Consider the following 12,394-nt stretch of genomic DNA (forward strand, 5'->3'; position numbering starts at 1 on the left):
TTAGTTTCCTTCCTTCGCGGGCTTGAAGTCATAGGTGGGCTTCAACTTGCACTTTTTAACATCAGAGAAATCGAGGGTGACGGACTCGCCGTCCTCGAGCTCGAGGGTCACGTTCGTCTCGGTCGCGGCGGCAATCTTGCCGGAGTACTTGCGACGGCCCTCGGTGGCGGTGGAGGTGAGCTCGCAGTCCTCGCCCACAAAGCGGGCAAAGTCGCGCGGACGGCGCAGCGGGCGCGCCATGCCCGGGCTCGACACCTCGAGCGTATAGCTCGAAGAAATGGGGTCGAGCTCCTCGATCACGTCGCCGACCCACTTGGTATTGGCCGTGACGTCGTTGAGCGACAGGCTCTGACCCTCGGCACCCTCGATACGCACACGCACGCAGGGGGCCTTGGTGGCGCCCACGAGCTCAACGTCGACAATATCGACATCGTGCTGGGGAGCGACGGCCTCGAGCGCGTCGATGATCGCCTGCTCGGTCTTGGTCTTGACCATTGCGGCACCTCCATCCATACAAAAAAGAAGCGGGGCCGAAACCCCACTTCTTTCAATTACAACTTCATTTGCAAACAAACTATACCAATACCTGCGAAAACGTGCAAGCGTCAAAGAAATTCGCAGGTCAGCGCGCCCACAGCTTCTCCACAAGAATAGGACAATTAGACGAGGGCTCCTGTGCGGTGCTCCCCAAAAGCCCCAAAACGGGCCATGCGTCCCAGCGCAACGACCGAATCGGGCCCTATGGGCATTCCATCCCCAGGCGCACATAGGCCAGACTAGAGCTGAGAGGCATTCTGTAACGAGAAAGCCTGCCGCACGCATTGACCGCACATCTTCCAGTATCTCTACGGCAAGGAGACACCATGGAACGCCTAGGCACCCTCTGCGCGACCGCGCTCGTCGTCACTGCCTGCTCGTTCGCTCTGATGGGCTGCAGCAACATCGACGGCAACACCGGACCATGCGAGCCGGATCTCGGCAGCTCCAAAGCAATCGAGAAAACGACACCTTCGGAGCGCTTCGACAAAATAGACGAAGATATAGTCGACCCCCAGGGCTTAGGTCCCGACCCTCAAGAACAGTTCCCCATTGACCTTGAGGCAGACGAAAACGTCCATGTTACCTGCGTGGGCAAGGACACGGATGGCTACGGCGACGCCGTATTAGTCTTTACGGTGACAAACAGCACCGATGTCGACATGATGTTTGGCGATGTCGATGCTTATGCCTACGTCAACGGTGTCGTCCGCGACGTGCGCATGCGCCAGCCTGTCGCCGCAGGCGAAGAAACGACCGCGATGCTCACCTTTGTAGGCACCTTCGACGATCCGGACTTTGACGTGAACAACGACCTCAACGACATCTACCTCAACATCTGGATGTTCGAAGAGCAGACGGGCAACGTCTACTTTAGGGACCTGGTGCACATTCCGTAGAGGGTGACGCTCGGCACAAGCCAAGCGGGCCATACAACGCAAAACGAGGGACGACCCCATCGGATCGCCCCTCGTCTTTTATGCGTCAGTTATGCTCGCAGTGCTTACTTGACCACAAGATTGACCAGCTTGCCAGGCACGCAGATGGCCTTGACGACCGTCTTGCCCTCGAGCCACTTGGCGACGGCGGCCTCGGCGGCAGTCTGCATTTCCTCATTGGAAGCATCGCGGGGCACGTCGATGCGGCCGCGGACCTTGCCGAGCACCTGGACGACGATCTGCACCGTATCCTCGATGGACTCGGCCAGGTCAAACTCGGGCCAGGCGGCGGTGTAGGCGTTGCCCTCGCAGCCGAGCGCCTCGTGCCACAGCTCGTCGGCCCAGAACGGGCAGATGGGCGCCAGGACGCTCACAATGTCCTTGGCCACGCCGTAGCACAGGGCCTTGTCGCGGTCAGCGCCCTCGGTGGCGTTAAGGTAGGCGCTCGCCGCGTTGACGAGCTCCATGACGGCTGAGATCGCGGTGTTGAACTGGCCGCGGTCGAAGTCCTCGGTGCACTTGGCGATGGTGCGGTGACGCTCGCGGTAGAGCTTCATCGCGGTCTCGTCGAGCACGGACTTGTCGAAGGCCACGCTGGCGTCACCCGACTGGACGAGCTGCCACACGATACGCCAGGCGCGCTTGATAAAGCGGTTGGCGCCCTCGACGGCCTTGGGATCCCAGTCGAAGTCCTTCTCGGGCGGGGCGATAAACAGGATCGCCAGACGCATGGTGTCGGCGCCGTAGGGCTCGATAACCGAGCTCGGGGGCACGACGTTGCCCTTGGACTTGGACATGGTGTCGCCGTTCTCGTCCTTGACCATGCCCTGGCACAGCAGGTTGGTGAAGGGCTCGTCAACGCTCAGCAGGCCCAGGTCGCGCAGCGCCTTGGTAAAGAAGCGGCTGTAGAGCAGGTGCAAAATGGCGTGCTCGATGCCGCCGATGTAGTTATCGACGGGCATCCAACGGTCGGCGGCCTCACGGGAGAAGGGCAGCTCGGTGTTGTGCGGATCGGTATAGCGCAGGTAATACCAGCTGGAGCAGGTGAAAGTGTCCATGGTATCGGTCTCGCGCTTGGCCGGGCGGCCACAGACCGGGCAGGTGGTCTCGTAGAACTCCTTGCACTCGGCGAGGGTCTCGCCGGCGCCCAGGTCAAGATTCTCGGGCAGCGTCACCGGCAGCTGGTCCTCGGGCACGGGTACGATGCCGCAGTGCTCGCAGTGGATGGCCGGGATGGGGTTGCCCCAATAGCGCTGACGGGCAATGAGCCAGTCGCGCAGACGGAACTCGACCTTGCGACGACCGCAGCCCATGGCCTCGAGGTCGGCCACGATCGCAGCCTCGCCCTCGGAGTGCTTGCCGCCGCGCATGCCGGTGTACTTACCGGACTGGACGAGCGTGCCCTCGGCAGCGTGGGCGCAATCCCAGTCGACGGTCTCGGCATGGAAGGTATCGATGGTCTCACCGTTAGCCTCGACGGCTGCGCGGTCGTCATCGTCCAGGATGATCGGCACGATCGGCAGGTCGTACTTGCGGGCAAACTCAAAATCGCGCTGGTCGCCGCAGGGAACGGCCATGACGGCGCCGGTGCCGTAGTCGGCAACGACATAATCGGCAACCCACACGGGGACCTTCTCGCCGTTGACGGGGTTTACCACATAGCGGCCCGTAAAGGCACCGTGCTTCTCGAGAGTGCCCTGGGCACGCTCGACGGCGGAGATATGCTTGGAGTCCTCGACAATCTTGGTCACGGCCTCCTCGTACTCCGTGCCCTCGACGAGCTCGTGCAGACGAGCGTACTCGGGGGCCAGGACAAAGAAGGAGACACCAAAGAGCGTGTCGGCTCGCGTGGTGAAGACGGTGATCTTACCCTCGTCGCCCTCGATGGGCTCGCCATCCTGGTCGCACAGGGTAAAGTCGACCTCGGCGCCCTCGGAACGACCGATCCAGTTGGTCTGCATCTGCTTGACGCGCTCGGGCCAGCCGGGGAGCTTCTCCAGGTCGTCGAGCAGTTCCTGGGAGTAATCGGTGATCTTGAAGTACCACTGCTCCAGGTCGCGCTTCTCGGGCTCGGTGCCGCAGCGCCAGCACTTGCCCTCGGTGACCTGTTCGTTGGCCAGAACGGTCTTGCAGGTGGGGCACCAGTTGACCGGGTTCTTCTTGCGGTAAACCAGGCCCTTTTCCCACAACTTCTCAAAGATCCACTGACCCCAACGGTAATAATCGGGGCTGCAGGTCTTGACCATGCGATCCAGATCGTAGGAGAAGCCCATGCGCTTCATCGTGGCGAGAGCCTGGTCCATGTTCTTATACGTCCAGGCGGCAGCCTGCGTGTTGTGCTTGATGGCGGCGTTCTCGGCAGGCAGGCCAAAGGCGTCAAAGCCGATGGGGTGCAGCACATCGTAGCCGCGCATGCGGGCCTGACGGGCCATGGCATCGCCGATGGTATAGTTGCGCGCGTGGCCCATGTGCAGGTCGCCCGACGGATACGGGAACATCTCGAGCACGTACTTCTTGGGCTTGCTGGCGTCGGTGTCGACGGCAAAGAGGTTGGAGTCCTCCCAGGCCTTCATCCACTTGGACTCAATGGCCTGCGCGTCGTAGGCAGGGATCTCATCCTTATGATCTGTGCAATCGCACATATCAGCTCCTTTAATCTTTAATGGGGTCGGTCGGCTTAGCTTTATTCGCTACTGCGGACAGTCCTGCGCAAGACGAAGAGCACATTAAGTGCTCTTCTTTGCGTGCGGAACTTGTAGCGAACAAAGCTAAGCCGCCCGACCCTAAGGTTAACTTGACTGATGATAGCAAATACAACAAGCGAGATGCCTGCGACTTGCAGGCATCTCGCTTTATCTTAATAACGTGGTTGTGAATCAACCGCTATTTGTTACCCGCCCAAGCATGATCGGGTTTTCCAAGTGCCGCAGATTGCCGTGAAAGAGGAGCGAAGCGTACTTTGGTACGCGAGCGACGGTTTGAACGGCAAGGTGCGGTGCTTGGGAAAGCCGCTTAGCGGTAGGTGACACTCTGCTGGGAGTCTTTCACTACAACGTCGTGGGCTCCGCCTTCGACGATGGAGGTGGAGCTGACCAGGGTCAGGCGTGCCTTTTCCTGGAGCTCGGGGATCGAGAGGGCGCCGCAGTTGCACATCGTGGACTTGACCTTGTAGAGCGTGCCGCCCACACCGTCCTTGAGGGAGCCGGCGTAGGGAACGTAGGAGTCGACGCCCTCGACGAAGCTGAGCTTCGCGGCGCCGCCCAGGTCGTAGCGCTGCCAGTTGCGGGCACGCGCAGAACCCTCGCCCCAGTACTCCTTCATGTACTGACCGTTGACGTTGACGCGCTCGGTCGGGCTCTCGTCAAAGCGGGCGAAGTAACGGCCCAGCATCATAAAGTCGGCACCCATGGCAAGGGCGAGCGTCATGTGGTAGTCGTAGACGATACCGCCGTCGGAGCACACGGGCACGTAGACGCCAGTCTCCTCGTAGTACTCGTCGCGAGCGCGGCAGACGTCAATCAGCGCGGTGGCCTGGCCACGACCGATACCCTTGGTCTCACGGGTAATGCAGATGGAACCGCCGCCGATACCGACCTTGATGAAGTCGGCACCGCAGTCGGCCAGGAAGCGGAAGCCCTCAGCGTCGACGACGTTGCCGGCACCGACCTTGACGTCCTCGCCGTAGTTGGCGCGGATCCACTCGATGGTGCGCTTCTGCCATTCGCTGAAGCCCTCGGAAGAGTCGATGCACAGGACATCGGCACCAGCCTCGATGAGCAGCGGCACGCGCTCGGCATAGTCGCGGGTGTTGATACCGGCGCCGACCATGTAGCGCTTGTCGTTATCGAGCAGCTCGTTGGGGTTGGTCTTGTGGCTGTCGTAGTCCTTGCGGAAGACGATGCCCATAAGGTGATCATTGTCGTCGACGATAGGCAGAGCGTTGAGCTTGTTATCCCAGATGACGTCGTTGGCAACCTTGAGGCTGATGTTCTTGTCGCCCACGATGAGCTGCTCACGCGGGGTCATGAACTCGGAGACCTTCTTCTGGTGGTCATCGCGGCTGGGACGATAGTCACGGCTGGTGACGATACCCAGGAGCTTGCCCTTGGGGGTGCCATCGTCGGTAACCGGCATAGTGGAGTGACCGGTCTTCTCCTTGAGATCGATGACCTGCTCCATGGTCATGTCGGGGGTAAGCGTGGAATCGGACTGAACGAAGCCGGCCTTGTGATCCTTGACGGCCTTTACCATAGCGGCCTCGGACTCGGCGCTCTGGGAACCGTAAATGAAGGACAGGCCACCCTCGGTAGCGAGCGCGACACCCATGTCGACGCCCGAGACGGACTGCATGATGGCGGAAACCATGGGGATGTTCAGGGTGATTGCCGGCTTCTCACCGCGCTTAAAGCGGGTTAGCGGCGTCTTAAGAGAGACGTTGTTGGGGATGCACTGCGAGGACGAGTAACCAGGGACCAGCAGATACTCCGAAAACGTGTGGGACTCACCGGGAAAGAACGTAGCCATGTTTCTCCTTTTTCCATGCGACCGGTCGGCTGCAGGCCTCGTAGGACCCAGCCCAACCTTGGGCGCCCAATACTGGGGAAGTATCTTAACGCACTTTGACTGCTACAATGCATGATTTAAGAAGAGCACACGAGGGTTTGACGCAGGCTTTGCGTTTGCCCAGCAAACACTTTAGCGGGGAGACGTGGAGCACATGGAGTACAAGACGACGGCAAAGTTGGTCATTCAAGCGTGCGACAAGGAATTGCCAGGCGTCTTCGGCCACGGCTGCGTCTTGCTGCTGCAGGGTATCGCCCGCGAGCACTCGCTCAACCGTGCCGCCAAGAGCATGGGCATGGCGTATTCCAAGGCCTGGCGCATCGTGAACGAAGCCGAAGGCCAGCTGGGTTGCAAGCTCATCGAGCGAGACGGAGCCCGCGGATCCACGCTCACCCCCGCCGGCGAGCGAGCCATAGCGGTCTACGAGGAGCTGCAGGCCGACATCAACAACGTCATCGCCACCAAAGCCAGCGACCTCATTGCCACCATCAAAGAGTAGCTAACTTGCGAAGGGCGTTGTCTAGGGTGGACGCTACAACCAGGGGATCGTCGGTACCGGCGAAGAGGCGGATGGTTCCCCCCTGCTTGCCGCGTGGGGCCGAAAGGCGTGTCGTTGCGCCGCCGGCGGGCGACGTGCGGAACTCCCCCGGCAATGTGTCGAACAGCTCACCCGCACTTCGCTCGATAAGGTCAAACTCAACTGCCGGGCCAAAGCCGTGCTCGAGGATTCCCGTTGCAACCGCATGATCGGGATGCGAACCCAGCCCTGGATAGCGCACGTTGCGCACCATCTCGTTGGCAGCCAGATACTCGGCCAGTGCACGGGCGCGGTCGAAGTGAGCCTGCATGCGAGCATCGAGCGAGTCCAGCCCGCGCTCCAGCACGTCGGCCTCGTCAGCAGTCAAATCAAGCTTGGCCAAGCCGCAGCCCTCAAGCAGGGCATGCGTGCACTCGGCAGCTGCATCCACACGATGGCGCTTGAGCTGCGAGCGCGCCACCGAGACGGCGACGAGCTTGCGCGGAGCTTCGCCGGCACACACGCGATCGAGCGCCTCGAGCGACAGCGCAGCACCCAGCCGCAGCGGATCGCAGCCAAAAGCCGACGCCACGGTGTTGTCCACAACCAGCAGCGCATGAGCCTCACGCGCCGCCCAACCCAGCGCGCGCAAATCGGGAACACGCAGGCCAAAGCCGCCGATTGAATTCACAAACCACCACAGGTGCGGCACCTCGGCATCAAACGCGGTGGCAAAACCCTCGGACGCGGCGGCAAACGCCGCAACCGACGGCTCCCCCACGAGCACAACGTCGCAGGCATCAAAGCCGCGCGCAAACGCATCGGCAAAGTCATCGGCAAACACGACCAGGTGATCGCTGGGACGCACAATCCCCAGCAGCGACAGCGCCGCCGGCACGTGCGAGGCCGCAACAAGACGCGCCTCACGCGCGCCGGCCCTTGCAGCCCAGGACTCTTCTAGCTGTTGCACGTCCACACGGCACCATCCCTTACATAAAACCAAACCAAGACCAGCCCACCCAGGTCGAGAAAACGTCAGCGCAAGCAGCGTCGAGCGGTCCGGCGTTTGTTAAAACGCCGGAACATAGTTAGCCGTGGTACTCGCCGTTGTACTGGATGAGCGTGAGGTCATCCACGCCGTCGAGCGCGCGAATGGCGTCCGCATAGGGCATGTCAACGCCGTCCGAGAACACCTCGACGGCCATCTCGACCTTGTCGCCGCGCATGGTCTTAGACTTGACGGTGAACTTGGTGCGCCCAAATGCGCGCACGATATCGTCGCCGGTGGTCTGACCCGTGTAGTGGATGACCATCATGTACACGCGCGCCTTGTCCTGGTGGCTCGCAAAGCCGGCGATCATCACCACGATCACCACTGCCGTGAGTCCTACGAGCGCATACATGCCGGCGCCCGCCGTAATGCCCGTGGTAATGGCCCAAAACAGATACAACAGGTCGAGCGGGTCCTTGACCGCCGTGCGGTAGCGGACGATAGACAGAGCACCGACCATACCGAGCGAGATGACCACATTCGTCGAGATCGCGAGCGTGACCATGCAGGTGAGCACGCATATGCCCACGAGCGTTACGGCAAAACTGCGCGAATACACCACGCCGGTAAAAAAGCGCTTGTACACGTAATAGATCAGGATGCCCATGGCGAGCGCCACGAGCAGTGACAAGCCGATCTTGGCAGGGTCGACCTGACCAAACGCCTCCAAGACGGAGTTCTTAAAAAAGTCCCTGGTGCTCATGGTCTAAATATCCCCTCGGTTCTCAAAATCCGATTCCCAGTAATTAAATCCGCGCAGGTAGGCGGTCTTGTCATAACACAGGCAGTACTTAGAGACCGCCGTGAGTTCGGCCGCACCTGGCGGCACCATATCGCGTACCAGCTGCGGGCAAAACTCGGTAAACTTGACCTCCATCACCAGCTTGCCGGGCTCCAGTACGGGCAACGCGGGCAACGTCGCGTCAAAGATGTCAAAGCTCCCCACCGCCGCACGCACGTTGCTATCAAAGGTAATGCGCACGGTGCCCTCGTCCATCACCCACGGCTCGCGCTCGTAGTCCACGATGGTCCGCGGGCGCATCATGTTGCAGATGCACTCGATGTAGAACTCGCGACAGAGCGGATAGGGGCTCCTCAGCAAAAAGTCGTAGTCACCGGCCAGAATCTGCTCAAACTCGCCACGCGTGAGCGGCGCGTCCTCCTTGTAGATCCAGCTGCCGTACTTCTTTTTGCGCTCGAGCTTAATCACCTTGTCGCTGCCGTTATAGATGCGCACGCGATACTTTTTGCGCATGAGAATACCGGCGTCTTTTTCCTCGTAGGCCGAGTTGCAGTAGTCGTCAAAGTACAGGCTGCGAATGGTGTAACCACCCGCCCGCGCATGCTTGTCCAGCTTAAACACCGGCGCCATGCGGCAGGCAAGCGCGGCGTGCTCGCCCTCGTTAATGAGATATTTGAGCTCGTGGCGGTAACGCTCCTGCGTGGCACGCACGGGCGGAGCCGCCAAGCGCTCAAGCAGCGCGCTAGCCCTCCTCATACGTGTCCTCCACGACCTTACCGCCGTCTTGCACGTAAAAACACTTCATGCCATAGTGCTTGCCGTCGTCGGTCACATAATAGTCAAACGCATCTTGCGTATAGCCGTCTGAGTTGGTGGCGCGCACGCGCACAAAATACTGGCCGGCATCGGGCGCATCGCAGGTCACTTCGGGCAGCAGCACGTCCTCGGCCTTAAAAAGCACGTCGCTTATGGCATAGTCGCGCGCCAGCTCCACGGTATAGCGAATGTCACGCGCCTTAAAGTCGTAGGACGCATCCCAGTTAATGCGCAGCTTACCGTTATCGATCTGCGGCACGCCGATGTAGAACGGCATGGGCTTTTTAAAACTCTCGCGAAAGCTCTTATAGTTCTCCTCGATCTCGGAGGGAATCGCCGCGGCGATCTGCTCGTATTGGTCCTTGGTGACAGGCAGATGGTCGATATCAGGCGAAGCAAAGACCAGCGATTCAGTCACCTCGCGATAATGTTTGATCATCTTGGTCAGGCGAGTCTCGGTCAAATACGAACGCAAGTCCTTGACGGCACGGTCGAGTTCGCTGCGGAACGACTTGCTGCGCAACGCGCGGTTAAACAGCACGTTGCCCCAGTAGTTGCTTGCACCGCGCTCCCAGCTCGCGTAGTCCGAAAACCCAGTAAGAGAAAGCTCCAGCTTACGCAGCATGCCGTCGTTATCCCAATCTAAAAAGTACCAGGTATTTGAGTTGAGCGGGCTGTACAGATAGCAGTTACGGTTCTGCGTATCGCAGTTGCCCGTCAGAATCTGAAACGCCAGCCAATAGACCAGGTTCTCGGTATCAAAGTAGGTATCGAGCACGTCGTCGATCTTTTGCGATTCGTCGTTGAGCGCGTCGAGCATCTCGATGAGCTTGGTGTGGTCCGAATCGCCCTTGATCTCGAGCATGCCCTCAAAGTTTGCCTGGTTGTAGTCGGGGTCGTCGGCAAGCTTAATAGTTTCCTCATAGCGATGGAAATCGAAGCTGTTCACCTTGTACAGATGCCCGTTCTTATCCAGGCCATGTGCCTTGAGCGCGGTCTTGTTGAGCTGTTCCACCTGCGTATACAGGCCGTAATCCTCAAAGGTATCGTTGGACTTTTCGGTCTGGTCGCACACCCACAGATGCACAAACTGCGTGCGCAGGCCCATCATCTGGGGAATCCCGCGGATAAGGTCGTAGGCCATCTTGTTGCGAAAACGCATACCCTCGCCCATGTGCTTGTTGAGCGCAATCGCGCGCTGTTGGCGCCAGGTGCCCTTGCCTTTTTTGAGCTCCACCTTGTAATTCTTTTGCGTGTAGGAGCTCGACGTCTGGCCGCGCACCTGCACGGTGGCATTGGGCGCTTCCTCGCCATAGCCAACCTCGCCGGCCACCGGGCCGTCTTCGTCGCCCGCCTGCAGCAGACCCATAACCTGATAGCGCGTCACGCCCATGTCGGCATAGTCATACACCGAGTACGTGTTGATCTCGGCCCAGCTATGGTCCGTGTTCTCGGAGCTGTTGCCGCGAGAGACCGTCAGATACATGGTCACAATGCCCGAGTCATCATAGACCTCGTACAGCTCGTCCTTATCGCGCAGATGCTTGGACTGGACGGAGGCCTCGGCCTTTTTAATCTTGTCCTGCTTTTTTACCTTATTTGTCGAGGATTCGTCCTGAGATGAGCAGCCCGAAAGCAGCAGCGCGCCGGCAGCCGCCTCGATCAGACAGCGGCGAGACATCAACTTATCGATCATCAGAACCTCCCCAATGGTTGCGATACACGCGGACCACCATGCGCTCAAACGCGCCATGCGGCTCGCCGTTTTGGCGATCTTCCTCGTAGCGTTGCACGGCACGGTCGAGCATGCGGCCCAGCTGTGTAAAGCGACCCATTTTGTCGGTCGCCACCATGGGCTGCTGGCTCAGGATACGATACGGCAAGTTGGCGGTATAGGTATCGAGCCGCAGCAGCGCCACGATAAAAAACACCGCCGCGCCCAACAAAAAGCCAAAGCCGTAAAACTGCTGCGGCAAAAGCAACGACACGGCGGTCGCCAGCCCAGCCACACCGGCAAACAGGCCCGAGGCCAGCACGGCCCCCTTGTAGTCGGTAAAGTACAGCAAGATCAGCAGAATCGTGTTGCCCACGGCATACAGGCCGTAGCCCACGCACAATGTACGGAAATACCCGTGCATAAGGTTGTTAAAGCCCAGCGGCAGGGCCGAGAGCACTGTGGTCTCGAGCGAAATGACCGCTGCGGTCACAAACAGCTGCTTGAGCGCACAAAACCGCAGTTCTCGGTTGAGCGTGGCAAGCATTTCCTCCTCGGCCACCACAATGTCGCCCACCACGCCACCGTCGTTAAACAAACTGTAGTAGTTGCGGTACCGCGGATAGAAGTTGACCTCGACCGACACCACAAAGTTGACGGTCGTGACCAGGATGGTCAAAAACGCGATAAGCGCCGGCACGTCGTGGTAGGGCGCGCCATAAAACAAGCCCTTGACCTGCACGCCGATGGGTCCCGCCCAAATAATCACCAGGTGCGCAAAGAGCCCCAGGTTGGTAAACAGGCCCGTGAGCGCCAGCGGCATAAACTGATCGAGCCATTGCAAAAAGAGCCAGGGACTCCGGTCACTCCGTGGAAAATACCGGTACAGCAGTACCACATCCCAGGCGAGCATGACGCCGTAGCCTAGGGCGATTGACGCCAACAGGCCCTCGACCGGCGGCAGCCCCAGTGCCAGCGCGGCCAGGGCGCACAGGCACGCCACACCAATGGCAGCCGCAAAGCTGCACAGGATACCGCGGTAATCTTTGATGGCCGTGAGGTAGCTCATGCCGTTCCAGTTGACGATCATGATGTTGAAGAGCCACAGGCACAGCAGCCCCTGCAGCAGCGTGGCCCCCGAGAACAGCAAAAAAACGCCGTAGAGCACCGTGCCCGCAACGAGCATGACAGCATTGGAGCCCCAAAACGAAGGCAGTATCTCATCCTCGCGCTCGGCAAACAACATATCAGCCAAAAAGCGCGTGACCGGCATGGAGAAAAAGCTCGTGAGCGCAAGCGAGGCCAGCAGTGTATAGGTCACCATGCACACCAGCAGATCCTGGTTGGCACGGCCCACACCCCACAGACCGCACAGCACCAAGATACCCACCTGGAGCAGCACACCCAGCAGCATGGGGCCCGTGCATACGATGCCGGCGTAGCCGTAAGCGCGCATCGTGGCAAACAGGCCCTTGCGCCTAAACAGGCGCTTGAGCTCAAAACCAATTCCGGCCAA

General features: G+C 59.9%; 10 protein-coding genes. 2 read left to right on the top strand and 8 right to left on the bottom strand.

Translation table 11 applies throughout. The annotated features are described in order from the left end of the window. Complete coding sequence (locus I2E13_RS07405) at nucleotides 1–495, bottom strand: ribosome maturation factor RimP (RefSeq protein WP_195404678.1); 495 nt, start codon at nucleotides 493–495, stop codon at nucleotides 1–3. A 368-nt stretch (nucleotides 496–863) separates the two neighbouring features. On the opposite strand from I2E13_RS07405, the gene I2E13_RS07410 reads away from it, so the two are divergent. Continuing rightward, a complete protein-coding gene (locus tag I2E13_RS07410) occupies nucleotides 864–1,436 on the top strand; it encodes a hypothetical protein (RefSeq protein ID WP_195404679.1) in 573 nt (190 codons plus the stop codon). 104 nt (nucleotides 1,437–1,540) lie between these two features. On the opposite strand, the gene leuS is transcribed toward I2E13_RS07410, so the two are convergent. Together leuS and I2E13_RS07420 are read right to left on the bottom strand one after the other, a co-directional pair. Next, nucleotides 1,541–4,117, bottom strand: a complete 2,577-nt coding sequence (gene leuS / locus I2E13_RS07415; protein WP_195404680.1) for a leucine--tRNA ligase — start codon at nucleotides 4,115–4,117, stop codon at nucleotides 1,541–1,543. A 370-nt stretch (nucleotides 4,118–4,487) separates the two neighbouring features. Then, a complete protein-coding gene (locus I2E13_RS07420; protein WP_195404681.1) occupies nucleotides 4,488–5,999 on the bottom strand; it encodes an IMP dehydrogenase in 1,512 nt (503 codons plus the stop codon). Between the two features lie 193 nt (nucleotides 6,000–6,192). Here I2E13_RS07420 and I2E13_RS07425 point away from each other — a divergent pair, with 193 nt between their 5' ends. Further along, complete coding sequence (locus tag I2E13_RS07425; RefSeq protein WP_195404682.1) at nucleotides 6,193–6,537, top strand: winged helix-turn-helix domain-containing protein; 345 nt, start codon at nucleotides 6,193–6,195, stop codon at nucleotides 6,535–6,537. Here I2E13_RS07425 and I2E13_RS07430 read toward each other — a convergent pair. From I2E13_RS07430 to pelG, 5 genes are all read right to left on the bottom strand, one after another. Continuing rightward, the gene (locus tag I2E13_RS07430) at nucleotides 6,527–7,531 is read right to left on the bottom strand and encodes a PLP-dependent transferase (RefSeq protein ID WP_195404683.1); all 1,005 of its coding nucleotides are present in this window, start codon (nucleotides 7,529–7,531) and stop codon (nucleotides 6,527–6,529) included. The genes I2E13_RS07425 and I2E13_RS07430 overlap by 11 nt on opposite strands. 112 nt (nucleotides 7,532–7,643) lie before the next feature. Next, entirely contained in the window at nucleotides 7,644–8,309 is a 666-nt protein-coding gene (locus I2E13_RS07435) for a DUF4956 domain-containing protein (protein ID WP_195404684.1), read from the bottom strand. A 3-nt stretch (nucleotides 8,310–8,312) separates the two neighbouring features. Then, on the bottom strand, nucleotides 8,313–9,104 hold the full coding sequence (locus I2E13_RS07440; RefSeq protein WP_195404685.1) for a polyphosphate polymerase domain-containing protein: 792 nt from the start codon (nucleotides 9,102–9,104) through the stop codon (nucleotides 8,313–8,315). Next, a complete protein-coding gene (locus I2E13_RS07445; protein WP_195404686.1) occupies nucleotides 9,091–10,860 on the bottom strand; it encodes a CotH kinase family protein in 1,770 nt (589 codons plus the stop codon). Before I2E13_RS07445 ends, I2E13_RS07440 begins: the two co-directional genes overlap by 14 nt. Next, a complete protein-coding gene (gene pelG, locus I2E13_RS07450) occupies nucleotides 10,850–12,394 on the bottom strand; it encodes an exopolysaccharide Pel transporter PelG (RefSeq protein ID WP_195404687.1) in 1,545 nt (514 codons plus the stop codon). Before pelG ends, I2E13_RS07445 begins: the two co-directional genes overlap by 11 nt.

It is taken from the genome of Collinsella aerofaciens (assembly GCF_015554145.1).
Classification (GTDB): domain Bacteria; phylum Actinomycetota; class Coriobacteriia; order Coriobacteriales; family Coriobacteriaceae; genus Collinsella; species Collinsella aerofaciens_AA.

Bases quoted from the DNA above. Each gene is read 5' to 3' on its own strand.
- I2E13_RS07405 (WP_195404678.1), bottom strand. From the start codon at position 495: ATGGTCAAGACCAAGACCGAGCAGGCGATCATCGACGCGCTCGAGGCC.
- I2E13_RS07410 (WP_195404679.1), top strand. From the start codon at position 864: ATGGAACGCCTAGGCACCCTCTGCGCGACCGCGCTCGTCGTCACTGCC.
- leuS (WP_195404680.1), bottom strand. From the start codon at position 4,117: ATGTGCGATTGCACAGATCATAAGGATGAGATCCCTGCCTACGACGCG.
- I2E13_RS07420 (WP_195404681.1), bottom strand. From the start codon at position 5,999: ATGGCTACGTTCTTTCCCGGTGAGTCCCACACGTTTTCGGAGTATCTG.
- I2E13_RS07425 (WP_195404682.1), top strand. From the start codon at position 6,193: ATGGAGTACAAGACGACGGCAAAGTTGGTCATTCAAGCGTGCGACAAG.
- I2E13_RS07435 (WP_195404684.1), bottom strand. From the start codon at position 8,309: ATGAGCACCAGGGACTTTTTTAAGAACTCCGTCTTGGAGGCGTTTGGT.
- I2E13_RS07440 (WP_195404685.1), bottom strand. From the start codon at position 9,104: ATGAGGAGGGCTAGCGCGCTGCTTGAGCGCTTGGCGGCTCCGCCCGTG.
- I2E13_RS07445 (WP_195404686.1), bottom strand. From the start codon at position 10,860: ATGATCGATAAGTTGATGTCTCGCCGCTGTCTGATCGAGGCGGCTGCC.